The sequence below is a fragment of the Sodalis sp. RH14 genome, from assembly GCF_047324285.1.
Classification (GTDB): Bacteria; Pseudomonadota; Gammaproteobacteria; order Enterobacterales; family Enterobacteriaceae; genus Acerihabitans.
In genome coordinates this window covers 4826096-4852532 of sequence record NZ_CP178739.1, presented here as the reverse complement: position 1 = coordinate 4852532, position 26437 = coordinate 4826096, and the positions used below count along the sequence as shown (strand labels likewise).

The window sequence follows — 26437 nt, the reverse complement described above, 5'->3', positions numbered from 1 at the left end:
AAACTACTATGAGCAATGACGTTATCTCCCATGAATTTGACGACCAGGGACGGCCGCTGCGCCGCATCCGCAGTTTTGTGCGCCGCCAGGGCCGCCTGACCAAAGGCCAGCAGCTGGCAATCGATACGCTGTTGCCGGCCATGGGCGTCGAATACCGGCCCGAGCCGATCGCGCCGGCGTCCCTGTTCGGGCGCGAGGCGCCGCTCACCCTGGAGATTGGCTTCGGCATGGGCGCGTCGCTGGTGGAGATGGCGGCGGCGCATCCGGAACAGGATTTTCTGGGTATCGAGGTGCATCTGCCCGGCGTCGGCGCCTGCCTGCTGAGCGCGCGCGAAGCGGGCATCAGCAACCTGCGGGTGATGTGTCACGACGCCATTGAAGTCCTGGAGCATATGATCCCGGACGAGAGCCTGGCCCTGGTGCAACTCTACTTTCCCGATCCCTGGCATAAGGCCCGTCATAATAAACGGCGCATCGTGCAGACGCCGTTTGCCGAGCTGGTGCGGCGCAAGCTGCGGGCCGGCGGCGTGTTCCATATGGCCACCGACTGGCAGCCCTACGCCGAGCATATGCTGGCGGTGATGAGCGACGTGGCGCATTTCCATAATCTTTCCGAACAAGGGGACTACGTCCCGCGTCCCGAATTCCGGCCGTTAACTAAGTTTGAGCAGCGGGGCCAGCGATTAGGCCACGGGGTTTGGGATTTAATGTTCGAAAAAAGTGTCTGATGTTTGACCTTTATTTTCAGGAGAACGTATGTTGCGCAAAGCAGTTCTGGGTATCTTGATGTTAACCGCCTGGCAGGCGCAGGCGGATTATCAGTGCCAGGTAAAACCGCAGGACGATATCTTTATCACCGCGCAGACCGTGCAGGTGGTGGGCGCCAGCGGCAACGTGACCATCAGCCGCAACGGCGACGTGGTGCGTAACGGCCAGCAGGTGGCGTTGGATGCGCGGGCGCGCCAGCAGGCGGTGGATTACCAGGCGGAGATACGTCAACAGCTGCCCTGGATTGACAACGGCGCCCAGGCTCATCTGGAGAAAGGCCGCGTGGCGCTGGACAGGGTTATCGTGCAGCAGTTGGGCAGCGACAGCAACGTGCGTAACCGGCTGACCACGCTTGATAAACAGCTGAAGCAGCAGATGAACCGCATTCTGGAGCATCGCAGCGAAGGACTGGCCTTCCATCATCAGGCCATTGATCAGGTGCAGCAGGACGGCCAGCGCATCGTGCAGCAAAGCATGGGCGGCGTGGTGCAGGACAGCCTCAACGAGATGGGCGTTAAGCAGACGATGAACGCCGCCACCGGCAACAGCCCGCTGCAGTCGGTGATGGGCAATCTGGGCGGCTTGCAAAAAGCCATTCAGGCGGAGTGGAGCAACCAGGAACAGGAATTCAAGCAATTCGGCGATCAGGTCTGCCAGCGGGTGACCCATCTGGAGCGCCAGCGCAGCGATCTGCTGAAATCCCTGCCGCAATAACGCGCCCGGCGGACGGTTGCAACCGCAGCCGGCCTGTCAACGCCGGCGTAGAGGCTGCCCACCGTGCGCCCGGCGACACCGCCCCGCCGGGACGCTCTTCCCGCGGCCGGAGGCGCCTGAATTATTGGCGCGGGGCGGACCCCGTCATTCCATAAACAGCTCAAGCAGCGGGTTCAGGAACAGCTTGCCTTTTTCCGTCACCTGCCACGCTGACGGGCTTTCGGTAATATAGCCCCCGGCCAGCGCGTGATTCAGCGCTTCGCGCGCCGTGCTTTCATCCAGCCCGGTAAAGGCGGCGTACTCTGCGCGCGGCGTCGGCTCCAGCAGGCGAAAACGGTTCATGAAAAATTCAAACGGCAAATCCGCCGGCGCCACCGCATAGCGCTTGTCCAGATATTTACCCTGCATATAGCCGCGCGGATGACGCACTTTCACCGTGCGCAGCACGCGGCCGTCGGCCTGGGTTAATTTGCCGTGGGCGCCGCAGCCGATCCCCAGGTAATCGCCAAAACGCCAGTAGTTGAGGTTGTGGCGGCACTGGAAACCGGGTTTGGCATAGGCCGAGGTTTCATATTGCCGGTAGCCCGCGGCGAACAGCAGCGCATTTCCCTGCTGGTAGATATCCCAGAGCGCGTCGTCGTCGGGCAAAACCGGCGGACGCGAGCCGAACAGCGTATTCGGCTCGATGGTCAACTGATACCAGGACAAGTGGGGCGGTTCGAGTTCCACAGCCTGGCGCAGGTCGTCCAGCGCCTGCGCCAGCGTTTGATCGGGCAGGCCGTGCATCAGGTCCAGGTTAAAGCTGCGCAGCCCCAGGCCGGCGGCCAGCTGCGCCGCGCGCCGGGCTTCCTGCGCATCGTGGATGCGCCCGAGGCGCACCAGTTTTTCCGGCTGGAAACTTTGCACGCCGATGGAGATACGGTTAACCCCCGCCTGCTGGTAGCCGTGAAAGCGGTCGGCCTCCACGGTGCCGGGGTTGGCCTCCATGGTGATTTCCGCCGCGGGGCTCACCGGCAGCCGCGCGCGCACGCCGTCGAGCAACAGCTGCATAGCCCGCGCGCTCAGCAGGCTGGGCGTGCCGCCGCCGATAAAAATAGTGCCGATTTCCCGGCCGCCGGTATAGTCGGCGTCCTGATCCAGATCCGCCAGCAGATGGCCGACGTACTCTTCATGCGGCACTTCGCCTTTCAACGCATGGGAATTGAAATCGCAATAGGGGCATTTCTGTACGCACCACGGAATATGGATGTACAGGCTCAGCGGCGGCAAACTAAGCATCACGCAGGGCGCCCAGCAACTGCGCCAGCGCCTGGCCGCGATGGGACACGCGCTGTTTTTCCCCGCGGGTCATCTCGGCGGCGGTGCGCTTTTCATCCGGCAGGTAAAATACCGGGTCATAGCCGAAACCGCCGGCGCCCGACGGCGCGCGGCTGATGACGCCGCGCCAGATGCCGTGGCACACCAGGGGCGTGGGATCAAGCGCATGGCGCAGATATACCAGCACGCAGTGAAAACAGGCGCCGCGTTCGTTGTCCGGCACGTCCTTCAGGGCATCGAGCAGTTTTTCCAGGTTCTGCCGATCGGATGCCGCCGCGCCGGCGTAGCGGGCGGAGTAAATGCCCGGCGCGCCGCCGAGGCTGTCCACCGCCAGGCCCGAATCATCGGCGATGGCCGGCAGGCCGGTGGCCGCCGCCGCATGGCGCGCCTTGAGGATGGCGTTTTCGATAAAGGTCAGGCCTGTCTCCTCGGCGGAGTCGACGCCCAGGGCGGTTTGCGCCGCCACGTCCAGGCCGAAATCCGCCAGTAATTCCGCCAGTTCGGCCACTTTGCCGGCGTTGCCGGTGGCCAGTACTACTTTTTGCATATCATCTGTCCACAAAAGGGGTCATTCGTGCCAGGCGGGGCAAGCCCGGCGCCGGGGATGCCGGTACACGCCTCAGGCGCCGGCGGCGTCGTCCGCCAGCAGTTGCGCGATAAGCGCGGGCAGGCGGGGCGGCTCGGTTATCCGCAGCTGTTTATGACGGCCCAGTTCGCCTTTTTCAATCATAACCCGGCTCTTGGCCACGCCGAACTGTTTGGCGATGAAACGGGTAAGATGTTCATTGGCCTGGCCGTCCACCGGCGGCGCGGTGATCGCGACCTTGATCTCGTCGCCGTGCGGGCCGACTATCCGATCGCCGCTGGCTTTCGGCTGGATATAAAGTCGCAATACCACGTCGCCCGCGTCCAGCCAGGCGCAGATCACAGCCGGTACCAGAGCGTCGGAAACAGGTCCATGCCCATATAGTTGAATAAATACAGGATCAGGATCACCACCATGGCGGAGAAATCGATGCCGCCCATGGCGGGAATAATGCGGCGTACCGGCGCCATCAGCGGTTCGCTAAGCTGGTAGAGCACCTGATCCATCGGGCTGCGCCCCTGGCTTATCCAGCTCATCAGCGAGCGGATGATGATAACCCAGAAAATCAGCTGGCCGGCTGATTTTACCAGCGTCAACAGCCCCACCAGCAAATACAGCGGGTCGGGCGTCACGCCGCCGAGCTGGATCAGCATTTCCAGCGGAAACTTCAGCGTGGCCAGGATAAACGCCAGCAGCAGCGACGCCGTATCGATGGGGCCGATGGAGGGAATAACCCGGCGCAGGGGTTTGATGACCGGCTGGGTGATTTTAACGATAAATTGTGAAAACGGATTATAAAAGTCGCAACGGGTCCACTGCATCCAGATGCGCAGCAGCAGCACCATGATATAAAAATCAAATAGCGTCTTGACCAGAAACGTCAGCGTCAGCATAAGAGGGTGATATCCTTAATAGCGTTAAAATGCACGATTACGGCAAAAAATCAGAATAATTTTTCCATTTCTTCAGCGCGCGCCACCGCGGCCTGCATGGCCTCGGCTACGGTTTGCGCCAGCTGATGTTGTTCGAATACCTGTAATGCGGCGGCGGTGGTGCCTCCTTTGGACGTGACATTCTGCCGGAGCGTGGCAAACGGGGTCGCGCTGTTGGCATCGGCCAGGGCGGCGGCGCCGGCGGCGGCCTGTCTTACCAGCAGGCCGGCCGTTTCCTGGTCAAAGCCCATCCTTACCGCCTCTTGCTGCATGGCTTCCATCAACAGGAAAAAATAGGCCGGCGCGCTGCCCGCCGCGGCAATGACGCCGTTTATACCGCTTTCCTCGTCCACCCAGCACACCTTGCCCACCGCGCCCATCAGATCGGCGGTGAAATCGCGATCCGCCCGGCCGACCTGGTCCGGCGCATAAAGGCCGCTCATGCCCTTACCGACCAATGCCGGCGTATTGGGCATGATGCGCACAATGGCCACCGTCTCGCCGAGCAGGGCGTAAAACCGGCTAACGTTAACACCGGCCGCGATGGAAAGCACCAGTTTGCCGGAAAAATCCATTCCCTGGCGCAGCTGCGCGCAAACCTCGGCCATCAGCTGGGGTTTCACCGCCAGCACCACCACCTCCGCCTGCCTGGCGCCCGCCAGGTTATCGGCGCTTTCATTCACCCCCAGGCGCGCGGCAAGCCGTTGGCGATTGGCCTGCGACGGCGCGCAGACGGTGATCAAACCCGCCGGGTAACCGGTGGCGACCAGGCCGGCGATAATGGCCTGGGCCATGTTGCCCGCGCCGATAAAGGTAATTTTACGCTGTTGCATGCTATTCCTCATGGTAATGGGTTATGCCATCGGTGCGCGATAGTCCCTGGCGCCGAAAATCGCGGTGCCGATACGCACCAGGGTACTGCCGGCGACGATGGCCGCGGGCATATCGTCGGTCATTCCCAGCGACAGCGTATCGGCGCCGGGATGGCTGCGGCGCAAATCCGCAAATAGCGCCGCCATTTGCTGGAAAACCGCCAACTGGCGCTGATAATCCGCCTGCGGGGCGGGAATGGCCATCAGGCCTCGCAGCCTCAGCCTGGGCAGCTCCGCCACCTGGGCGGCCAGATCCGCCATGAGATGCGGCGCAATGCCCGACTTGCTCTCTTCACCGCTGATGTTGATTTGAATCAGCACATTGAGCGGCGCCAGCGCCGGGGGACGCTGGTTGTTCAGGCGTTGCGCCAGCTGCAGGCGATCCAGGGTATGCAGCCAGTCAAAATGCTCCGCCACCAGCCGGCTTTTATTCGACTGTAGCGGACCGATAAAGTGCCAGCTCAACGGCGGGGTAACGGCTTTTTGCCGGAAGTAGCTGATTTTCTCCAGGCCTTCCTGGACATAATTTTCGCCAAAGGCGGTTTGCCCCGCCCGGATGGCTTCTTCGATAGCCGTCACAGGTTTGGTTTTACTTACGGCGAGCAGGGTAATTTCTTGCGGATCGCGGCCGCACTGACGCGCGGTCGCCGAGATTCGTTCTGTTACCTGCTGTAGATTCTGCTCGATAGTACTCATGGTTTCAGGAGGTCATATGGATATTGATGAACTGGTGGCCCTTAGTGTAAAGCATAATGCGTCCGATCTGCACCTTTGTCCCGGCCAGGCGCCGATCGTGCGTATCGACGGCGGTTTGTGTTGTCTGGACCAGCTGCCGCCGGTACGGGAAGACTGGGTCATCGCCTGCGGCGACCGCTTGCTGGATGAACGCGGACGCGGGCAGCTGGCGCGCGATGGGCAGGCCGACTGCGCGGCCACGCTCTCCAGCCGCCAGCGGCTGCGCTGCCACTTTTTTCGCCAGCGCACCGGGACGTCGGCCACCTTTCGCCTGATACCGACGCAAAGCCCGTCGCTGGCGGAGCTGGGCATCCCACCCGTGGTCAAGGGGCTGCTAAAGCAGCCGCAGGGGCTGCTGCTGGTCACCGGCGCCACCGGCAGCGGCAAATCAAGCTCCCTGGCGGCCATGGTGGACTATGTTAACCTGCAGCGTCAGGTCCATATTATTACCCTGGAAGATCCCATCGAGTATATCCATGCCGCCGGGCGCAGCCTGATCCAACAGCGGGAGATCGGCGGCCATTGCCAGGATTTCAATGCCGGGCTGCGGGCCGCCATGCGCGCAGACCCGGATGTGATCCTGCTGGGGGAACTGCGCGACGAGGCGGATATCCGGCTGGCCCTGCGCGCCGCCGAAACCGGTCATCTGGTTCTGGCGACGCTGCATGCCCGCCACGCCGCCCAGGCGGTGGACCGGCTCCTGGATGTCTTTCCCGCCAATGAGCGCGCCTTTGCCCGTGGCCTATTGGCCGCCGGCCTGCTTGGCATCATGGCGCAAAAGCTGGTTCCCCGGGAGCGGGGCGGGCGCATGGGGCTGTTCGAGCTGATGATTGCCACGCCCGCCGTGCGCAATCTTATTCGCGACGGCAAAACCCATTTGCTGCCGGGCTTGCTGCAGACCGGCAACGCACAGGGCATGCAGACGTTTGAACAAAGCTACCGGCGCATGACCTCGGGCAAATATCTCTACCAGTAAAATATGTGATGGGCTTAGGGCGGCGCGGGTATAACCATTGCAAAAGCGGGGTGGTAGTATAAAATCGCCAAAAACCAGCGCGCATGACAGGTATGGCCTGAAATAAGCGCCAAACTACGGCAAATCACGGAAAAAAAATGAGAAAAGTCACCTGGATTTTTATTTTGATCGCGCTGGCGGTGTGGTACTTCACTTCAAAGCAATAGAGGGTGGGTTTACCGCGCTAAAAGGCTTTTTGCCGTCCTGGTTTTTCTGGAACCGCTGGCGATATTCCCGTGGCGAGACGCCAAAAGACTGATTGAACACCACGGAAAAATAATTGCTGTCGTCGAAACCACAGCGTGACGCCACCTCGCCGATGGTCTGTTGTCCATGGCGCAGCAAATCCATGGCTTTGCACAGTCTTAATTGCCGTAAATACTGATTCACCCCGATGCCGGTCTGCTGCTTGAACACCGTCTTCAGGCTACGGGCGTTAAGCTGGTGCCGGTGGCAAAAGTCGTCCAGCCTGAAAGGCTGTTCGATGCTGACCCGCAGCGCCATCAGCAGCAAGTCCAGCTGTTCGGCGTCGGAAAGCAACGGACTGTCGGGGGCGTGGCGGAACCGCTTCAACAGCAGCGCCACCTGCAGGAATAATGCTTCGCTCAGCAGGACGGACAGCGGATCGGTTTTCATGCATTCCCGCGCCAGCGCGTCCACCTCGCGGCGCAATACTGACATGCCGGGGGTGCTAAGCCGCCAGTAGCGTTGTTCCTGCGTCGCTTCCTCGCCCGGCAGCAAGGCGTTCCAATCCGTGGATAGGGTCAGCCTGCCGCGGCAATACAGTATATTATCCAGTTCCAGCTCATTGACCGACTCATAACTATGGCGATCGCGGGCATTGACGTAAAACAGATCGCCGCAGGTAATGGCATAGGGCACATCATTGAGGATATGCAGGCCATTGCCGCGCCAGACAATCACCAACTCGTCAAAATCATGGTAATGCGTGGGGAATATCGGCTGCGGATGACGATCCGCCACCGTAATCGCATTTTTGTCCGACAGGAAATAGTCGGTGGTACTCAGCTTCAGGTTAGACACCATCAGACCCCCTCAACGCCTGGGCAAGAGAGGGATCATGGCATAACGGGTTACCTAAAAACTTGAGACTGGCGACAATTGTCATATTTTTCCGCCGGCTACCGGCGTTCAGTGTTCACCGTTACGCAACATTTTGGGCGAGTGGGAAAATTCGCGCCGGAACTGGGTGGAAAAATGATTGCTGTCGCTGAAACCGCAGGCGTGGGCTATTTCGGTAATGGTTTTGTCGCTCTCCAGCAGGCGCTTGCGCGCTTCCAGCAAACGCAGCCGGTTAAGATAACGCTGCGGCGTCATGCCGGTCTGCTGTTTTAACTGGCGATGCAGCGTGCGCAGCGGCAGTGAAAACTGCTCGGCCAGCGCCATCCAATCGATGTCGTTGCAGAAATTATGCTGCAGCCAGCGCAGCAGGTCGCGCAGGCGCCGCTCGCGATCGCCCTCGCCCTGGCTTTGGAAACAGCCATGGCGCAGCATAATCAAGAGCTGCAAAAATTGCCCTTCGCTGGCCGCGATGCCTTCGGGCGACGTATCCGTCGTCAGCTCGGCAAGCGTTTGGATAAACTGTTTGGCCTGTTGCATGCCCGCATGGTTAATCTGCCAGTTAACCTGGCTGTCCGGCAGGTTCTGGGCCGGCAGGAAACGGCTGATGTCGGTTAAAAACCGGAAACCCTGCGGTGAACGATAAAGCACATTGGTCATTATCAGCTCATCGACATTCTCAAATAAATGATGATCGTCCGCGCGGATAAAACAGACGGTGCCGCTATTCAACACATAGGGCTGATCGTTAAACACGTGGATACCCGAGCCTTTCTCCACCAGCACTATTTCCCAAAAATCGTGATAATGCTCAGGGAAGGCGGCCTGGGGCACGCGCGGCTCAATGGTGACCGTCGCGTCTTTGGAAATAAAAAAATCATCACCGCAAAGTAGCGTCATCTTCAGCACCTCACCGTTATTCGGTGCTTATAGTATGGCGACTGGCCATGGCTTCACCTTGAATAAATGACCGCCATCGCTGACATTCAGGTTATTTTTTAAAGATTGGCCGGGTGAATATTCAAAATTGCGGCTGAGATCACAGGCGCTGGGGAATAATGCCCTTCATTGCCCGCGTAAATATTGCGTTATTGAGGTAATGCTATTTTTGTGATCGGTTTCACGTTCATCTTTACTATTCTGCCACCGGCACTTCCATGTTGGCATTCACCGGAAGGTGGCCCGTCATTATTGTGAATACACTGCCGGTCATAGAATGAAAGAGGAATATTCACTATGGCCGTACGAAATAGCGTAGCTGTCGACCTCGGTGCGTCCAGTGGACGGGTCATGCTGGCTCAATGGCATTCAGCCACGCAAAACGTCACGCTTAAGCAAATTCACCGCTTCCCCAATACCTTTATTTCAGTCGACGGGCACGATTGCTGGGACCTGGACCAGTTGGAACGGGAAATCCTGTTTGGCCTGGCCGCGTTGGATAGCGCCGGCACCGTTATCGACAGTATCGGTATCGATACCTGGGGGGTGGATTACGTGCTGCTGAACGCGCAGGGCGAACGGGCAAGCTGCCCGGTATCGTATCGCGATCACCGCACCGACGGCATTATGCCCGCGGTGCTGGATGAACTGGGGCGTGAGCATATTTACCGGCTCACCGGCATTCAGTTCTTGTCCTTCAACACCCTGTACCAACTGAAAGCCTGGCGCCAACAGCACCCCGCCGGCCTCGATCAGGTGGCGCATCTTTTGATGATCCCGGATTATTTTTACTTTCGCCTTACCGGCGCGCTGAACTGGGAATACACCAACGCCAGCACGACCCAATTGCTTAACCTTGCCACCGGGGACTGGGATCCGTCCCTGCTCGATTACCTCGCGATTCCCCGGCGTTGGCTGGGCACGCCCACGCAGCCCGGCAATACGCCGGGACACTGGATCAGCCCGGGCGGCCAGGCGGTGCCGGTTATCGCCGTGGCGTCCCATGATACCGCCAGCGCCGTGGTGGCGGCCCCGCTGCATGGCGATAACTGCGCTTATCTCAGCTCCGGTACCTGGTCGCTGATGGGTATCGACAGCGATCGTCCCTTTAACGACGACCGTGCGCTGGCGATGAATATCACCAACGAAGGCGGCGTCAACGGGCGCTACCGGGTTCTGAAAAACATTATGGGATTATGGCTGTTGCAGCGGGTGTGCAGCGAGCTGGCGATAACGGACCTGGAGGCTTTGCTGGCCGCCGCCGCGGCCCGGCCGGCCTGCCGGAGCCTTATTAATCCCAACGATGAACGATTTGTTAATCCCCCGTCAATGGTGGAGGCCATTCGCCAGGCCTGCCGGGAACAGCAACAGCCGGCGCCGGAGGATGCAGCCGCGCTTGCGCGCTGTATTTTCGACAGCCTGGCCCTGTTATACCGCCAGGTACTGCTTGAACTGGGCCGGCTTCGCGGCGTCCCGCTAAGCCGGCTGCATATCGTCGGCGGCGGCAGCCTGAACCCTTTGCTTAACCAGCTTTGCGCCGACAATTGCCGGATACCGGTGACCGCCGGGCCGGTGGAGGCCTCGACGCTGGGCAATATTGGTTGCCAGCTGATGGCGCTGGGGGAGGTGGCCGACGTCGCCCACTGGCGCGGCGTGGTGGAAGCCAATTTCCCATTACGCCATTACACCCCTAATCCCGATCCCGATTTCGCCACGCACTGGCAACGTTTTTTGGCGCTCTGCCACCTGAAAGAGGAAATTTTATTATGAGTCAATCCATTGAACAAGCCTGGCTCCTGGCCAAACAGCGGTTTGCGGATATCAATGTTAATGTGGAGGGCGCGCTCGAATTACTCGATACCCTGCCGGTATCCATGCATTGCTGGCAGGGCGATGACGTGGCCGGATTTGAAAACACGGGCGGCGCGCTCACCGGCGGCATCCAGGCCACCGGCAACTATCCCGGCAAAGCGCATAACGCTCAGGAGCTGCGCGCCGACCTGGAGCAGGCGTTCAGCCTGATCCCGGGACCAAAACGCCTGAACCTGCACGCCATCTATCTGGAGGCCGAAGGCAAGGTGGAGCGCAATGAAATCGAGCCGAAGCATTTTTCCCGCTGGGTCAGCTGGGCGCGGGAGCATCATCTGGGACTGGATTTCAACCCCACCTGTTTTTCCCATCCGCTGAGCGCCGACGGATTTACCCTGTCCCACGCGGACGACGGCATCCGCCAGTTCTGGATTGAACATTGCCAGGCCAGCCGCCGCGTCTCGGCCTATTTCGGCCGTGAACTGGGCACGCCGTCGGTGATGAATATCTGGATCCCGGACGGCATGAAGGACCTGACCATCGATCGCCTGGCGCCCCGTCAGCGGCTGCTGGAGGCGCTGGATGCCGTGATGGCGGAAAAGCTGGACCGCAATCACCATATCGACGCGGTGGAAAGTAAATTGTTCGGCATCGGCGCGGAAAGCTATACCGTCGGCTCCAGTGAATTTTATCTGGGGTATGCCACCAGCCGCGGTACCGCCCTGTGCCTCGATGCCGGGCATTTTCATCCCACCGAGGTGATTTCCGATAAGATTTCCAGCGCCATTCTGTTTGTGCCGCGCCTGCTGCTGCACGTGAGCCGCCCGGTACGCTGGGATAGCGATCATGTGGTGCTGCTGGACGACGAAACCCAGGCCATCGCCACGGAAATCGTGCGCCAGAAACTGTTTAACCGCGTACATATCGGCCTGGATTTCTTCGATGCCTCCATCAACCGCATCGCCGCGTGGGTCATCGGCACCCGCAATATGAAAAAAGCGCTGCTGCGGGCGCTGCTGGAGCCGACCGGAGAACTGCGCCAACTTGAGCAGCAGGGAGACTATACGGCGCGCCTGGCGCTGCTGGAAGAACAAAAATCGCTGCCCTGGCAGGCGGTATGGGACAAATATTGCCAATTGCACAATGTGCCGGTAGGCGGCGATTGGCTGCAGACGGTGCGTGAATATGAACGCGCAACGTTAACAACACGCAAAGGATAAGACGCTATGCAAACAATACTGACTTCCTGGTTTGTACAGGGAATGGTCAAAGCCACCACCGACATGTGGCTTAAAGGCTGGGATGAACGTAATGGCGGCAACGTTAGCCTGCGCCTGACCCCCGAAGACGTGGCGCCGTACCGTGGGGAATTCACGCCCCGGCCGCGCACCGAAACGCTGACCGAGCCGGTGCCGGAGCTGGCCAATACCTATTTTCTGGTCACCGGTTCAGGTAAGTTTTTTCGCAATGTCCAGCTATCGCCGTCGGATAACCTGGTGCTGTTGCAGGTAAACGCCGCGGGCAACGGCTACAGCATTCTGTGGGGCCTGACCGCCGGCGGCCTGCCGACGTCGGAACTGGCGTCCCATTTCCAGTCGCACGTGGTGCGCCAGGAAGTGACGCAGGGCAGCGGCCGGGTGATTATGCACTGCCACGCCACCAACCTGATTGCCCTGAGTTTTGTGCTGAAACTGGACAGCGCGCATTTTACCCGCGAACTGTGGGAAGGCAGCACCGAATGCCTGGTGGTGTTCCCTGACGGCGTGGGCATCGTGCCCTGGATGGTGCCCGGCACCGACGGCATCGGCAACGCCACCTCGGCGCAGATGCGCTCCCATTCGCTGGTACTGTGGCCGTTCCACGGTATTTTTGCCACCGGGCCGACCCTGGACGACGCCTTTGGCCTGATTGACACCGCGGAAAAATCGGCCGAAATCATGGTCAAGGTGCGCGCCATGGGCGGCAAAAAGCAGACCATCAGCCGCGACGAGCTGATTGCCCTGGGGCAGCGTTTCGGCGTGACGCCGATGGCGTCGGCGCTGGATGTAGAGTAAGGCGCCGGTACCGGCGCGGCGGATGTTCACGCGCCCGGTATTCGGCGTGCCGCGCCCGCGCCGGTTCACCCTCATTATTGATAAGAGCATTGATTATGATCAGAAAGGCCTTTGTCATGCAGGTCAATCCCGACGCCCACGAGGAGTACCGGCGGCGTCATAACCCGATCTGGCCGGAATTGGAATACACCCTTAAAGCCCACGGCGCCCACCACTACAGCATTTTCATGGACGAGGAGCGCCATTTGCTGTTTGCGTATGTGGAAATGGAGTCCGAGCAGCGGTGGAACGAAGTGGCCGCCACCGGGGTGTGCCAGCGCTGGTGGCGCCAAATGACCGACGTGATGCCGGCCAATGCGGACAACAGCCCGGTAAGCCGTGAGCTGCGGCCGGTTTTTTATCTGGAGTGAGCGACGTTGCTGACCGGATTACCCGGCAGGCATTACCGGAAATCCCTTACCTGGCATGGGGGTGGCGCACGGCCAGCAGCTGTTCAAACCAGCTTTCCAGGATCACCACCGCCGATCCGGCGTCGACCCGGCCCTTGTTCAACGCGCGGTAGCCGCCGCGCTCGAACAGGTCGGCGCGTGCTTCCACGGTACTCAGGCGCTCATCGTGCAGCACCACCTCAAAACCAAAACGGCCATGCAACCGGTTGGCGAACTTACGCGCCTTAAGCGTCAGCGGCTGCTCGGTGCCGTCCATATTCAGCGGCAGTCCCACCACAATCACGTCCGGCTGCCATTCGCGCAGGAGTTTTTCCACCGCCAGCCAGTCGGGAACGCCATCCTGGGCCTTAAACGCCGCCAGGGGACGGGCGGTGCAGGTGACTTCCTGGCCAATGGCAACACCAATGCTTTTGGTGCCGAAATCAAAAGCCATCATGGTCCGGTTGGTCATCAGGCGTGGCCCGCTTCGTTGGCGATATTATGAATATCGATACCCAGCTTCCTGGCCGCATCGCGCCAGCGCGACGCGATGGGCGTGCGAAACAGGATATCGCTGTCGGCCGGGATGGTCAGCCAGGCGTTTTCCAATAATTCCTGCTCCAACTGCCCCTTGTCCCAGCCGGCGTAGCCCAGCGCCACCAACACATCCTGCGGCTGCTGCGCGGTGCCGAGGGTTTCCAGCACATCCTTGGACGTGGTAATCATGGTTTCAGCGGAGATGCCGATGCTGGAGCCGAATCCCTCGCAGGGGGTATGCAGGATAAACCCGCGATCGTCCGCCAGCGGGCCGCCGGCAAACACCGGTTTATCCAGGCGGATCGCCGGATCGCGCTCGGCCGGCATGATCTTGAGTTTGTGCAGCACGCTCTCGACGGTGAACTGCTCGACGGGTTTATTAATGACGAGTCCCATGGCCCCGTCGTCGTTATGCTCGCAGATATAGATCACCGCGCGTTTGAACATAGGGTCTTGCAAAGAGGGCATGGCGATAAGAAAGTGATGCTGTAAATTCATTCTGTCTTTTTAGGGTGAGTAGTTTAATAAATAGTCGAACAGCAGTATGCGGCTAAATCAGGGATAAGTCACTGGCCGCAAGCGAAATCCGCCCGCAGCCGGCATAAAATCAGTTTTTGCCCAGGCGTTTTTCGATGGCGTCCATCAGCATACCGGTAATGGAAATCGGGAACGCGGCTTCGATTTCGCGCACGCAGGTCGGACTGGTGACGTTAATCTCCGTCAGCTTATCGCCGATAATATCCAGGCCGACAAAAATCAGCCCCTTTTCTTTCAGGATCGGGCCGACGTCACGGGCGATTTTCCAATCGCTTTCCGTCAACGGCCGCGCCTCGCCGCGTCCGCCGGCAGCCAGGTTGCCGCGCGTTTCACCCGTTTTGGGAATGCGCGCCAGGCAATAGGGCACCGGTTCGCCGTCCACGACCAGCACCCGCTTGTCGCCGTCCTTGATTTCCGGCAGGAAGTTTTGCGCCATGCAAAAGTGCTGGCCGTAGCCGGTCAGGGTTTCAATGATGACCGACAGGTTGGGGTCTTCTTTTTTTACCCGGAATATCGAGGTGCCGCCCATGCCGTCCAGCGGTTTGAGGATGATGTCGCCGTGTTCCTGCCAGAACGCGCGGATATGATCGTCGCGGCGGCTGACCAGGGTATCCGGCGTATGGTGGGCGAACCAGGCGGTGAACAGCTTTTCGTTGCAATCGCGCAGGCTGCGCGGTTTGTTGACGATAAGCGCGCCTTTATCTTCCGCCCGTTCAAGTATATAAGTGGCGTAAATGAATTCGGTATCGAACGGCGGATCTTTACGCATCAGGATCACGTCGAGATCGCCAAGCTCGATATCCTGCTCGCCGTGGAAACTATACCATTGGTCATAATCCTGTTTTACCGCCAGCAGGCGCGTGGTGGCGCGCGCCTCGCCGCCGCGCAGGTACAGCGAGCTCATTTCCATGTAATGGATCTGCCAGCCGCGGCGTTGCGCTTCGAGCAGCATGGCGAAACTGGTGTCTTTCTTGATATTGATGGAGGATATGGGATCCATCACGATGCCGAGCTTTAACATTTGTTTCTCCTTTACCCCAGATCGCCGAAACGCACCTGCAGTGCGGTAATGACGGTGAGCGCTGTGGTTTCTGTGCGCAAAACACGGGGCCCCAGCTGGATTTCGGTAAATCCATGGCGTGAGGTCATGGCTATTTCTTCCGGGGACAGGCCGCCCTCCGGGCCAATCAGCAGCCGTACCTTATCGACCGGCAGCGGCAGCGTATTAATACTGTGCGCGGCGCGCGGGTGCAGGTTGAGTTTTAATCCTTCATCCCGCTCGGCGCACCACGCCTCCAGGTCCATGGCTTCCCGGATCAGCGGCAGACTGTTACGGCCGCACTGCTCGCAGGCGCCGATGGCGATTTTCCGCCATTGCTGGATTTTTTTCGCCATGCGGTCGTCATCCAGCTTGACCCCGCAGCGCTCGGAAAACAATGGCGTAATCACATTGACGCCGAGTTCGATGGATTTTTGGATGGTAAATTCCATCTTCTCGCCCCGGGACATGACTTGTCCTAAATGCAGTTGCAACGGCGACTCGAAATTGGCCGGACGAGAGGCGATGATGGTGGCCGTGACGTTTTTCTTGCCCGCCGCGGCAATCTCCGCTTCGAAGATATGATTGCTGCCGTCGAACAGATGCAGTAATTGTCCTTCGGACATGCGCAGTACGCGCGTCAGGTGGTGCGCGGCGTCTTCATCGAGCGCCACGGTGCCCTTGGCCGGGAGCGGCCCGGGATGGTAAATACGCGGTATTCGCATGCTGGTATCGTTTTCGTCCTGGTTGGTGCGCGGCGCGCGTCATCACATAGTAGGCAGCAGTGTTACGACTGGCAAGCCCGCTGAATATAGGGATTGGCGTTGCCCTGTACCTTTTCGATGCGCCGGTTGCGTTCGCATTCCCAGGCGGTGACGGGATATTGCCGATCCCAGACCTCGAACAGCTGGGTTTGCTGGCGCGAGATATTCAGATGATAACGGTCGCGCATATAAAAATAGGTGCGCGCAATGGCGCCGCGCGCACGCGCCGGCGGTTCGGCCTGTTTATTCTTGAAATCGATTTTCATGGCGCACTGGCCGTACTGTCCCTCGCCGCCGCGCCATTGGCTGTACTGGAAATTGCCCCGATCGCCGTTGACTTCGCCGATCGCCGGCTGCAGGTTGTGCAGGTCGTTTTCCATTTGCCGATAGTCAGCATCTTTGGCGCAGTTTTTGCGCCCGCCTTCCTGCCAGCACCTGTGCTGGTGGCCGAATTCCCAGGCCGGCACCACGTGTTCCCATTCGATCCGGTTGGCGCGCAGGGCGCTTTTGCGCACCTGGTAACCGCATGATGCCAGATCCGGGGTGCCCTTTTTTCCCTGCCAGTCGATTTTGCAGCCGCAATAAAAGGAACCCGGCGCATCCTGGTTGATTTTTACCGCCGCCGCTTTCGCCTGGCTGAAGTTATTGATGTTTTGCGCCAGGACGCCGCCGGCGATCGGCAACAGGGAAAAACAAAGGAACCAAACAATTCTGTGTTGCATCTTCGGATTCATTAAAAGGAAAAACGCAGGTTAACCAATCCCGGGGTTGCAGGCAAATCGAAGCGGCAAAAAAAATCCTGCCGGCGCGGTTTTCCGCGCCGCTGCCAATCGATATCGCTTGATTTGGAAATGATCGTTTCCTATATTGGGAGCCTGCCTGCAACCCTATAGGAAGATGTTATGACTGGCTCTATACCATCACCGTCCCTGAAACCTGGCTTCAGGATAACGGCCGCCGTCGCCGCGTCGCGCCCGGACGCGGATCTGGCCGGATTTGTCCATCGCTTCGCCACCGTGGCGGGGGTAAGGATCCACTATGTCGATAACGGCCATAGCGCCGGTGGGGATACGAGCGATACAGCATTGCCCGAGGGCACGAGCGGCGACGCGGTGAAGACGCGCGCGGAAACGTCCGCCGCCGATCCGCGCCCCGTGGCGGTGCTGTTGGCGGGGTTTCCCGAAAGCGGGTACGCCTGGCGAAAAGTCATGCCGCTGCTGGCGCGGGGCTATCGCGTGATTGTCCCGGACCTGCCGGGGCAGGGGGATTCGGATCGCCCGCAGGCCGGCTATGACACTGAAAGCCTGGCGAACGCTGTGCACGGCTTGCTGCGCCAGCTGGGTATCCGGCGCTATTTCCTGGCCGGCCACGATATCGGCGCCTGGGTGGCTTATCCCTACGCGCTGATGTTTGGCGACGAGGTGCGGCGTCTGGCGCTGCTTGATGCCGGCATCCCGGGCATCACCCTGCCCGACGCGCTGCCCACGGCGCCGGACCGGGCCTGGCGCACCTGGCATTTTGCCTTTCACGCCATTGCGGACCTGCCGGAAGTTTTGATTGCCGGACGCGAGCGGGAATACCTGGACTGGTTCTTGCGGCGCAAGACCGCCAATCCACAGTCTTTTACCGAGGCGGATATCGATGAGTACCTGCGCGCCTTTAAGCAAGACGGCGGGCTGCGCGCCGGCCTGGCCTATTACCGGGAGGCGGCGCTGTCCGCGGCGCAGAACCGGCGCCTGAGCGGGAACGGCGGGCTGGCGATGCCGGTACTGGCGCTGAGCGCCGATCAGGGGTCCATCATCGATATGGCCGCCCCCCTGCGGGCCTTTGCCGATAATGTGCAAGGGGTGGTGGTGCCCCACTGCGGGCATTTCCTGCCGGAAGAGCAGCCTGAAGCGGTGGCCCGCGAGCTGGAGGGGTTCTTTAGCGCCGGCTGAGCCCGGCGCCGCTGTTATTCCATCACGTTTTCGGCATCGTTATCGCCGGCAAAGCGCAGCACAGCGCCGCATTGGCGGCAGCGGTACACCGACTCGCCGCGTACGATGCGGTTATGGCGGCGCACCGTCAGTTCGTGGCGCTGGCATCCGCACTGGTAGCGGTAGGTATTGGTGCGCACCGTCGCCAGGTCGAAACCGTGGGTGCGGCGGGGCTCGGTATGCAGCACGCTTGCCATCATCCAGCGCCACTCGCTGCCGTGGGGCGCCACGCGGCCGAACTGGCGAAACACCAGCAGATGGGCGAGCTCGTGGGGAATCACCTCGTCGATAAAGCTGTCCTGGTTGGCCAGCAGCAATACCGGGTTGAGCCGGATTTCCCATTTATCCAGCCACGCGGTGCCCGCCGAGGTGCCGCGCTGCTGGTAATTCAACAGCGGCTCCGGGAAGGTGGTGTTGAAATAGTCCCCTGCCTGGCGCAGCTTGGCACGCAGACATGACATAACGGCCTGGTGAAGGGCGATGGGGATGCGGTTCGGTTTCATAACGGCAAGATTAACCGGCGCGGTTAACAGATGCAAGCGACGCAATAGGGTGGGAAGGGCTGGGTTTAGCCGGGATGGACGCTGGCGCCATGCCGCGGGAAAGCCGGGCACGGCGCGGAGGTATGGCGGATTGCCGCCGGCGCCGGGGCGGCTTGCGCCGCTCCGCCGCCGCCGGCCGGCTCGTTCACCGGCTGGACGGATCGACGATTATTTATCGCCGATTTCGCGCAGGCGTTTGCCGGTCATCAGGTTGCGCTCGATATGTTCCAGCGAAATATTCTTGGTTTCCGGAATCAGCCAGAATGTCAGGAGAATAAACAGCACGTTCAGCCCGCCGTAAACCCAGAACGTATTGGCGTTCCCCAGTACATCAAGCATGGTCAGGAAGGTGGCGCCGACGATCATATTGGCGATCCAGTTGGTGGCCGTGGAAACGGTGATACCAAAATCCCGGCCCTTCAGCGGCTGGATTTCGGAACACAGTACCCAAATCAGCGGACCGGCGCTCATCGCAAAACCCACGATAAACATCATCAGCATAATGATGGCGAAGTATTTGCGGAAGTCGGTTTCAACGCCGATATGCAGCAACGCGCCCAATACGCCCATACCCACCGCCATCACCAGGAAGCCCAGCTTGAGGGTCGGCTTGCGGCCCCAGCGGTCAACCAGGCCGATGGCGATAAAGGTGGCCAGAACGTTGACCAGGCCGACTATCACCGTGCCCCACATTTGATCCGTGGTGCTGGAGAAACCGGCGATGCCGAAGATCTTCGGCGCGTAGTACATGATGACGTTCATCCCGGTGAACTGCTGCATCACCTGCAGCAGAATGCCGAGATACACCACACGGCGGAAATTGCCGTTATTGGTAAACAGCGCCCAGCCGCTTTGTTTTACCTTCAGGCTTTCGCGAATCTCTTCCAGCTCTTTCTTGGCCTGCTCGGACGTGTCGCGCAGCATGTTCAGCACCTTCTGCGCCTCGATGTAGCGGCCTTTCGCCGCCAGCCAGCGCGGGCTGCCGGGCAGGAACAATACGCCGATAAACAACAAAACCGCCGGGATGGTGATGATGCCCAGCATCCAGCGCCAGGAACCGCTATAGCTGAACGCGGTATCCGACAGGTAAGCCGCCAGGATGCCGATGGTGATCATCAGCTGGTACATGGAAATCATGCTGCCGCGAATTTTTTCCGGCGCGATTTCCGACAGATATAAAGGGGCGGTATAAGAAGCGACGCCGACGGCCAGCCCCAGGATGATCCTGGCAACCACCAGCAGTTCGACATTGGGGGAAAACGCCGAGCATAACGAGCCGATGACGAATAATAACGCGCCGATCAGCAAACTGTATTTACGCCCGAGCTTGGCTGACAGCCAGCCCGAACCTACCGCGCCGACCGCGGCGCCGAACATCATGGAACTGACCACCCATTCCTGCTGATGCGCGGTAATTTGCAGCTCATCGGACAGGAACGGCAATGCCCCGGCAATAACGCCGATATCCAGGCCGAACAGCAGTCCGGCAAGCGCCGCCATAAAGCAGACGAAAAAGGTGATGCGGGCATGAGATCTGCCTGACCGGGGTTTGGCAGTACTCACATTGGCAGTACTCATAGTACCTCCCTAAAACTACACAATTATTAATTATGAATGTTAAATAAACGTATGCGGATATAGTGTGCGCCAGATCACAACTATGTAATCGTTTACACAGACTTATCCTGAATTAACAGCACTAAAAGCCAGGGCCATGCCGCTTATCAATCTAAAATGATGTTTTAGAAACAACTTTCGCGTCGGTCCGGTTGATATATAACATATAGCTGAAAATGAAGCGGTAGCAAAAAAAAATCGAAAATTTAATCCCAATTAACTTGATGATAAAATTGATTTTATTGTTCTGTAATCGCTTTCAGAAAGGCTAAAAAAAAACGGCGATCATCAGATCACCGTTAAGTAGTGTAGTCGAAGAAATCTCCGGCGGTACGACTTATCTTATCCCGCTTATAAACCGGCGGCATCGCGCAGCAGCGCGGCCTTATCGGTTTTTTCCCAGGGGAAATGCTCGCGGCCGAAGTGACCATAGGCCGCCGTTTCGCGATAAATCGGCTGCAGTAGATCCAGCATGGTGATAAGGCCGTGCGGACGCAGGTCGAAGAACTCGCGTACCAGCTGGGTCAGTTTTTCGATGGAGACTTTGCCGGTGCCGAAGGTTTCGATGCTGATGGACGTGGGTTCCGCCACGCCGATGGCGTAGGAAACCTGGATTTCACAGCGATCGGCCAGGCCGGCGGCGACGATATTTTTTGCCACGTAGCGGGCGGCGTAGGCCGCGGAACGGTCGACCTTGGAGGGATCTTTGCCCGAAAACGCGCCGCCGCCGTGGCGGGCCATACCGCCGTAGGTGTCGACGATGATTTTACGCCCGGTCAGGCCGCAGTCGCCCATGGGGCCGCCGATAACAAACCGGCCGGTGGGGTTGATAAAATATTTGGTGCTGGACGACAGCCATTCGGCGGGCAGGACCGGCTTGATGATCTCTTCCATGACCGCTTCCTGCAAATCGCGCAGGGAGACGTCTTCTGAATGCTGGGTAGAGAGCACGACCGCGTCGATGCCGACGATTTTATCGTTGTCATACGCAAAGGTGATCTGGCTTTTGGCATCCGGACGCAGCCAGGGCAGGGTGCCGCTTTTGCGCACCTGGGACTGGCGCGCCACCAGGCGATGGGCGTAAGTGATCGGCGCTGGCATCAGTACTTCGGTTTCGTTGGTGGCGTAACCGAACATCAGCCCCTGGTCGCCGGCGCCCTGTTCGAGCGGGTCGCTGCGATCCACGCCCTGGTTGATATCGGGCGATTGCTTGCCGATGGCGCTGAGGACGGCGCAGGAATTGGCGTCGAAACCCATATCCGAATTGATATAGCCGATATCGCGAATGGTGCTGCGCGTCAGTTCTTCTATATCCACCCATGCGCTGGTGGTGATTTCACCGCCAACCAGCACCATACCGGTTTTGACAAATGTTTCGCAGGCCACGCGCGCCTTGGGATCCTGGGCTAGGATCGCGTCAAGCACGGCATCGGAAATCTGATCCGCGATTTTATCAGGATGTCCTTCTGAAACGGATTCGGACGTAAATAGGTGTTTAGCCATCGGTCTCTTTACCTTAACATACGGGTTAGGAATGACTGCGTAGCGCTGGGATTCAGCCATAAGGGAAAAGCGATTTTCCGATGATGGCGTTACGCGTCCTGCAACGTCCCGCGGATAACGTCGTTAGCAGTAAGTACTCACAGTAAGTAATAGTATAAGTAAGCTATCCAGTTTAGATGGATTAACTTCTGGATGGCTATTCTAGGACACCCGCTTGGCGAATTACCAGCGATTTTTTCGCCCTGGCGCCTCCGCGCAGGCCGCGGCGGCGCCCGATCGTGCGATAATCGCGCCCGGTGCTGATTTAAATTTTGCTTTTTCGCGGGGCAGGCTGTATAAATTCGCGCGCATAAGCAACGGTAAGGTGAATGTCTTTCATTTACATCCGGTAACTTTTTATCTGTCCCGGCACGGCGTAAGCCGCCGATGGCCGGCATTTGCGGGAGGTGGCACAGTTAATGATCCGTTATTTTCCGGTCAACCCCGACCACGCTTCCGCTCGCCCGGCTTGTCCGGCGCACCCTGTTTTTCCAGCATTTCCGCTCTGTTATGGCCGATGTTGCCCGCCAGGCCGCCGACATGCGGGCGCTTCCCAGGATTCCAGGGCCGGTTGACGGTTGCTCATTACCGGACCCGGGCCATGCGGTCTTTCATGCGGACCCTATTTTTTGGGCGATCCACCACCCCGTCTCACGGAGTTCATCAAGGTGTTTTACAATTACTGTACTGATGTACCGGATGCCGATTGCGTCCGGCGGCGCTTATTGCCGTTGGCGGGCTGCGGGTTTACGCACAACAACTATGCCACCGACGGTGGTGTCCACGCTCCAACATTGATGAACGGGAACGCCAACTGGAACCCCGGGAGAGAGTTACGTCATGTCTGATGATCATAAGCACCAAGGGTCCCACCGGTCCGCACCCCATGAAAACTTGCGTTCCATGCAGGAGGTAGCCATGAATGACAGCGATGCCAGCAAAATGATGAGTACCTACAATGTCGCGTATTGGGGCAATAATTATTTTGATGTCAATGAGCTTGGCCATATCAGCGTTTGCCCCGATCCCGATTTCCCCGAGGCGCGGGTCGACCTGGCTGAGCTGGTGAAGGAACGGCAGAATGACGGGCAGCGGCTGCCGGCCCTGTTCTGCTTTCCGCAGATCCTGCAACACCGCCTGCGTTCCATTAACGGGGCGTTTAAGCGCGCCCGCGAATCCTTTGGCTATCGGGGCGACTATTTCCTGGTTTATCCCATCAAGGTTAACCAACATCGCCGGGTGATTGAATCCCTGGTGAATTCCGGCGAGCCGCTGGGGCTGGAAGCCGGCTCCAAGGCGGAACTGATGGCGGTGCTGGCGCATGCCGGCATGACGCGAACCGTGATTGTCTGCAATGGCTATAAAGACCGCGAATATATCCGCCTGGCGCTGATCGGCGAAAAGCTGGGCCATAAGGTTTACCTGGTCATTGAAAAACTTACCGAAATCAAGCTGGTGCTGGAAGAAGCCGAGCGCCTGAACGTGGTGCCCCGCCTGGGCGTGCGCGCCCGTCTCGCCTCGCAGGGCTCGGGCAAGTGGCAGTCCAGCGGCGGCGAAAAATCCAAATTCGGACTGGCGGCGGTCCAGGTGCTGCAACTGGTGGAACTGCTGCGCAGCAAAGGACGGCTCGACAGCCTGCAACTGCTGCATTTCCATTTGGGTTCCCAATTGTCCAATATCCGCGATATCGCCTCCGGCGTACGGGAATCGGCGCGCTTTTATGTGGAACTGCACCGCCTGGGCGTGAATATCGAATGCTTTGATGTCGGCGGCGGCCTGGGGGTCGATTACGAAGGCACCCGTTCTCAGTCCGATTGTTCGGCCAACTACGGCCTGAACGAATACGCCAACAATGTGATTTGGGGTATCGGCGATGCCTGCAACGAATATGACCTGCCGCATCCGACGGTGATTACCGAGTCCGGCCGCGCCGTCACCGCCCACCATACGGTGCTGGTGTCGAACGTTATCGGCGTGGAGCGCAACGAGTTCAGCGAACCGCTGCCGCCCGCCGAGGACGCGCCGCGCCCGCTGGAAAGCATGTGGCAGACCTGGCAGGAAATGCAGGAACCGCAAAACCGCCGCTCGCTGCGCGAATGGCTGCACGACAGCCAGATGGACCTGCACGACGTCCATACCCAATATACCCACGGCATGCTGGATTTGAGCCAGCGCGCCTGGGCCGAGCAGCTCTATCTGAATATTTGCCGCATGATCCAGACGCAGCTCGATCCGAGCAACCGCGCGCACCGGCCGATTATCGATGAACTGCAGGAGCGCATGGCCGACAAGCTGTACGTTAACTTCTCGCTGTTCCAGTCGATGCCGGACGCCTGGGGCATCGATCAGCTGTTCCCGGTGCTGCCGCTGGAGGGGCTGGATAAACCGCCTGAAGGCCGCGCCGTGCTGCTGGATATTACCTGCGACTCCGACGGCACCATCGATCACTATATCGATGGCGACGGCATCGCCACCACCATGCCGATGCCGCCGTACGATGTGGATAACCCGCCGCTGCTGGGCTTTTTCATGGTCGGCGCCTATCAGGAAATCCTCGGCAATATGCATAACCTATTCGGCGACACCGCCGCGGTGGACGTCTTTGTGTTTAAAGACGGCAGCGTGGAGCTTAATGAGTCCGATGAAGGCGATTCGGTAGCCGATATGCTGCAGTATGTGCAGTTGGATCCGGCGGTACTGTTGACCCGTTTCCGCGATCAGGTGAAAGAGACCGATCTGGACGGCGCGCTGCAGGCGGAGTTCCTCGAAGAGTTCGAGGCCGGCCTGTATGGCTACACTTACCTGGAAGATGAATAAGAAAGGACGGACTATGAGCACCCTGGGCCATCAATACGATAATTCCCTGGTTTCCAATGCCTTTGGCTTTTTGCGTTTGCCGTTGGAATTCAACCCCTATGACGCCGATGCCGATTGGGTGATTACCGGCATTCCCTTCGATATGGCCACCTCGGGCCGCTCCGGCGGCCGTCACGGCCCGGCGGCGATCCGCCAGGTTTCCACCAACCTGGCCTGGGAAGGCTGCCGCTGGCCGTGGGACTTCGACGTGCGCCAGCGTTTAAAGGTGGTCGACTGCGGCGACGTGGTGTTTGATTTCGGCGATGCGCAGGATCTGAGCGATAAGCTCCAGCAGCACGCGGAGCGTTTACTGGCGGCGGGCAAACGCCTGCTCTCGTTTGGCGGCGATCATTACGTCACGCTGCCTTTGCTGCGCGCGCATCATAAGCATTTCGGCAAAATGGCGCTGGTGCATTTCGACGCCCATACCGATACCTACAGCAACGGCAGCAAGTTCGATCACGGCACCATGTTCTACCATGCGCCCAACGAAGGCCTGATCGATCCCACCCGGTCGGTGCAGATCGGCATCCGTACCGAATACGATCGCGATAACGGCTTTACGGTGCTGGACGCGGGGCAGGTCAACGATCGCAGCGTCGACGATATCCTGGCCCAGGTCATGCAGATTGTCGGCGATTTGCCGGTTTACCTGACCTTTGATATCGACTGCCTGGATCCGGCGTTCGCGCCCGGCACCGGCACGCCGGTGATCGGCGGCCTGAGCACCGATCGGGCGCTGAAGCTGCTGCGCGGCCTGCAGCCCCTGAATATCGTCGGCATGGATCTGGTGGAAGTGGCGCCGGCCTACGATCATTCGCAAATCACCGCCCTGGCGGCGGCCACGCTGGCGCTGGAAATGCTCTATATCCAGGCGGCCAAAAAACCGCGGTAAATCCGCGCTGACGGGCGCGCCCTCACCGGGGTGCGCCGGACCGGGCGGCCATCCCGCCCTTTATTTGCCCGCCGCGATGCGATCGCGGATATGCTGCGCCCGCGCCTGCGACGTCGGATGGGAATCAAACATACTGCCGCCTTGCCCCTTTTCCATGCTGGCCAGCTTTTCAAAGCTGGTCACCAGCCCCTGCGGGTCGATATGACGTTTTTTCAGCAAATCAAAGGAATAGTCGTCCGCTTCGCTTTCCTGGCGCTGGGAAAACTGCGCGCCGATCAACGCCTGCCCAAGCTCGCCCAGCTGCGATTGCGATAACGCCGCCGTGACCCCGCCCACAGAGGCCGCGGCGGTGCGCGCCGCGGTGGTGGCATAGGCCAGCTGCATGGCCTTGCGGCTGTGCCCGAGCGCGACGTGGCCCATTTCATGGCCGACCACCGCCTCGACTTCATTATCCGTCATCAGATCCATCAGGCCGCTGTAGACGCGGATGCAGCCATTGGCCATGGCCCAGGCGTTGACGCCCTTGGTCAGGTAAACCTTATAATCGGCCGGGGTGCCGGCGATATTATCCCCCAGCGCGGCGGCAACGGTCGCCAGGCGCTGGGCGTAGGGGCTGCCGGCGGGGGCGATTTGCGCCTTCTGGTCCATTTGCGCGCAGGATTCGGCGCTCAGCGCCTTGACCTGGCTATCGCTCAGGGTGGCCGCCACAAACGCCTGGCCGCCCGATTGCATCAGGGTATTCTGGTCGAGATTTTCACAACCGCTCAGCAGCGTGATGGCGATAATGCTTAAGCCGGCCCAGGGCAGTACAGAGAGGGTCATTATTTTGTTTTCCCATAAGATATTAAGAAAAATTGTGAGTCTGTTAACAGATTTTACGGCA

27 protein-coding genes are annotated in these 26437 nt (G+C 59.5%); 10 read left to right on the top strand and 17 right to left on the bottom strand.

The features are described 5' to 3' along the window. The first annotated feature begins 8 nt into the window (after positions 1–8). On the top strand, positions 9–728 hold the full coding sequence (gene trmB / locus ACL2XQ_RS22095) for a tRNA (guanosine(46)-N7)-methyltransferase TrmB (RefSeq protein ID WP_410013556.1): 720 nt from the start codon (positions 9–11) through the stop codon (positions 726–728). Positions 729–756: 28 nt separating this feature from the next. Next, positions 757–1482, top strand: a complete 726-nt coding sequence (locus ACL2XQ_RS22090; RefSeq protein ID WP_413739707.1) for a DUF2884 domain-containing protein — start codon at positions 757–759, stop codon at positions 1480–1482. A gap of 144 nt (positions 1483–1626) precedes the next feature. On the opposite strand, the gene hemW is transcribed toward ACL2XQ_RS22090, so the two are convergent. From hemW to ACL2XQ_RS22060, 6 genes are all read right to left on the bottom strand, one after another. Then, positions 1627–2760, bottom strand: a complete 1134-nt coding sequence (hemW, locus tag ACL2XQ_RS22085; protein WP_413740542.1) for a radical SAM family heme chaperone HemW — start codon at positions 2758–2760, stop codon at positions 1627–1629. After that, positions 2753–3346, bottom strand: coding sequence for an RdgB/HAM1 family non-canonical purine NTP pyrophosphatase (rdgB, locus tag ACL2XQ_RS22080; protein WP_413739706.1), 594 nt, complete (start codon positions 3344–3346; stop codon positions 2753–2755). Before rdgB ends, hemW begins: the two co-directional genes overlap by 8 nt. 72 nt (positions 3347–3418) lie before the next feature. Continuing rightward, entirely contained in the window at positions 3419–3727 is a 309-nt protein-coding gene (gene yggU / locus ACL2XQ_RS22075) for a DUF167 family protein YggU (RefSeq protein WP_410013559.1), read from the bottom strand. Next, positions 3724–4278, bottom strand: coding sequence for a YggT family protein (locus ACL2XQ_RS22070; protein WP_410013560.1), 555 nt, complete (start codon positions 4276–4278; stop codon positions 3724–3726). The genes yggU and ACL2XQ_RS22070 overlap by 4 nt, the downstream gene beginning before the upstream one ends. A 50-nt stretch (positions 4279–4328) precedes the next feature. Then, positions 4329–5150 (bottom strand): pyrroline-5-carboxylate reductase, encoded by an 822-nt coding sequence (proC, locus tag ACL2XQ_RS22065; protein WP_410013561.1) that lies wholly within the window; start codon positions 5148–5150, stop codon positions 4329–4331. Positions 5151–5171: 21 nt separating this feature from the next. Beyond that, positions 5172–5885, bottom strand: a complete 714-nt coding sequence (locus tag ACL2XQ_RS22060) for a YggS family pyridoxal phosphate-dependent enzyme (protein WP_413721429.1) — start codon at positions 5883–5885, stop codon at positions 5172–5174. Between the two features lie 16 nt (positions 5886–5901). Between ACL2XQ_RS22060 and ACL2XQ_RS22055 the strand changes: the two genes are divergently transcribed. Further along, positions 5902–6900, top strand: coding sequence for a type IV pilus twitching motility protein PilT (locus tag ACL2XQ_RS22055; RefSeq protein WP_413739704.1), 999 nt, complete (start codon positions 5902–5904; stop codon positions 6898–6900). 189 nt (positions 6901–7089) lie between these two features. Here the strand turns inward: ACL2XQ_RS22055 and rhaR are convergent, their stop codons facing one another. After that, positions 7090–7986 carry an HTH-type transcriptional activator RhaR gene (gene rhaR / locus ACL2XQ_RS22050; protein WP_410013564.1) on the bottom strand — a complete coding sequence of 299 codons (897 nt, stop codon included), beginning with the start codon at positions 7984–7986 and terminating at the stop codon, positions 7090–7092. 105 nt (positions 7987–8091) lie between these two features. Next, entirely contained in the window at positions 8092–8919 is an 828-nt protein-coding gene (gene rhaS, locus ACL2XQ_RS22045) for an HTH-type transcriptional activator RhaS (protein WP_410013565.1), read from the bottom strand. Between the two features lie 336 nt (positions 8920–9255). Here rhaS and rhaB point away from each other — a divergent pair, with 336 nt between their 5' ends. From rhaB to rhaM, 4 genes are all read left to right on the top strand, one after another. Continuing rightward, complete coding sequence (rhaB, locus tag ACL2XQ_RS22040) at positions 9256–10728, top strand: rhamnulokinase (protein ID WP_413727704.1); 1473 nt, start codon at positions 9256–9258, stop codon at positions 10726–10728. Then, positions 10725–11987, top strand: coding sequence for an L-rhamnose isomerase (locus tag ACL2XQ_RS22035; protein ID WP_410013567.1), 1263 nt, complete (start codon positions 10725–10727; stop codon positions 11985–11987). The genes rhaB and ACL2XQ_RS22035 overlap by 4 nt, the downstream gene beginning before the upstream one ends. Before the next feature lie 6 nt (positions 11988–11993). Further along, positions 11994–12821, top strand: coding sequence for a rhamnulose-1-phosphate aldolase (gene rhaD / locus ACL2XQ_RS22030; RefSeq protein WP_410013568.1), 828 nt, complete (start codon positions 11994–11996; stop codon positions 12819–12821). A 95-nt stretch (positions 12822–12916) separates the two neighbouring features. Continuing rightward, positions 12917–13231, top strand: a complete 315-nt coding sequence (gene rhaM, locus ACL2XQ_RS22025; protein ID WP_413727705.1) for an L-rhamnose mutarotase — start codon at positions 12917–12919, stop codon at positions 13229–13231. 46 nt (positions 13232–13277) lie between these two features. Here the strand turns inward: rhaM and ruvX are convergent, their stop codons facing one another. The 5 genes from ruvX to endA form a co-directional block, all read right to left on the bottom strand. Further along, positions 13278–13721 carry a Holliday junction resolvase RuvX gene (gene ruvX, locus ACL2XQ_RS22020; RefSeq protein ID WP_410013570.1) on the bottom strand — a complete coding sequence of 148 codons (444 nt, stop codon included), beginning with the start codon at positions 13719–13721 and terminating at the stop codon, positions 13278–13280. Next, a complete protein-coding gene (locus tag ACL2XQ_RS22015) occupies positions 13721–14284 on the bottom strand; it encodes a YqgE/AlgH family protein (protein ID WP_410013571.1) in 564 nt (187 codons plus the stop codon). Before ACL2XQ_RS22015 ends, ruvX begins: the two co-directional genes overlap by 1 nt. 109 nt (positions 14285–14393) lie before the next feature. Further along, positions 14394–15344, bottom strand: a complete 951-nt coding sequence (gene gshB, locus ACL2XQ_RS22010) for a glutathione synthase (protein WP_410013572.1) — start codon at positions 15342–15344, stop codon at positions 14394–14396. 11 nt (positions 15345–15355) lie between these two features. Next, positions 15356–16087, bottom strand: a complete 732-nt coding sequence (rsmE, locus tag ACL2XQ_RS22005; RefSeq protein ID WP_410013573.1) for a 16S rRNA (uracil(1498)-N(3))-methyltransferase — start codon at positions 16085–16087, stop codon at positions 15356–15358. Positions 16088–16149: 62 nt separating this feature from the next. Then, positions 16150–16848 carry a deoxyribonuclease I gene (gene endA, locus ACL2XQ_RS22000; RefSeq protein WP_410013574.1) on the bottom strand — a complete coding sequence of 233 codons (699 nt, stop codon included), beginning with the start codon at positions 16846–16848 and terminating at the stop codon, positions 16150–16152. A 180-nt stretch (positions 16849–17028) separates the two neighbouring features. Here endA and ACL2XQ_RS21995 point away from each other — a divergent pair, with 180 nt between their 5' ends. Further along, positions 17029–18063: an alpha/beta fold hydrolase gene (locus ACL2XQ_RS21995; protein WP_413739703.1), complete on the top strand. Its 1035-nt coding sequence runs from the start codon at positions 17029–17031 to the stop codon at positions 18061–18063. A gap of 14 nt (positions 18064–18077) precedes the next feature. Here ACL2XQ_RS21995 and ACL2XQ_RS21990 read toward each other — a convergent pair whose 3' ends face one another. The 3 genes from ACL2XQ_RS21990 to metK form a co-directional block, all read right to left on the bottom strand. Then, complete coding sequence (locus tag ACL2XQ_RS21990; protein WP_410013576.1) at positions 18078–18605, bottom strand: SprT family zinc-dependent metalloprotease; 528 nt, start codon at positions 18603–18605, stop codon at positions 18078–18080. A 207-nt stretch (positions 18606–18812) separates the two neighbouring features. Beyond that, positions 18813–20222 (bottom strand): sugar porter family MFS transporter, encoded by a 1410-nt coding sequence (locus ACL2XQ_RS21985; RefSeq protein ID WP_410013577.1) that lies wholly within the window; start codon positions 20220–20222, stop codon positions 18813–18815. Positions 20223–20612: 390 nt separating this feature from the next. Next, complete coding sequence (gene metK, locus ACL2XQ_RS21980) at positions 20613–21764, bottom strand: methionine adenosyltransferase (protein ID WP_410013578.1); 1152 nt, start codon at positions 21762–21764, stop codon at positions 20613–20615. 879 nt (positions 21765–22643) lie between these two features. Between metK and speA the strand changes: the two genes are divergently transcribed. Both speA and speB read left to right on the top strand, forming a co-directional pair. Then, entirely contained in the window at positions 22644–24620 is a 1977-nt protein-coding gene (gene speA, locus ACL2XQ_RS21975) for a biosynthetic arginine decarboxylase (RefSeq protein ID WP_410013579.1), read from the top strand. A gap of 13 nt (positions 24621–24633) precedes the next feature. Then, positions 24634–25554, top strand: coding sequence for an agmatinase (gene speB, locus ACL2XQ_RS21970; protein WP_413729478.1), 921 nt, complete (start codon positions 24634–24636; stop codon positions 25552–25554). A 60-nt stretch (positions 25555–25614) separates the two neighbouring features. On the opposite strand, the gene ACL2XQ_RS21965 is transcribed toward speB, so the two are convergent. After that, entirely contained in the window at positions 25615–26376 is a 762-nt protein-coding gene (locus tag ACL2XQ_RS21965; RefSeq protein WP_413739702.1) for a M48 family metallopeptidase, read from the bottom strand. Positions 26377–26437 lie beyond the last annotated feature (61 nt).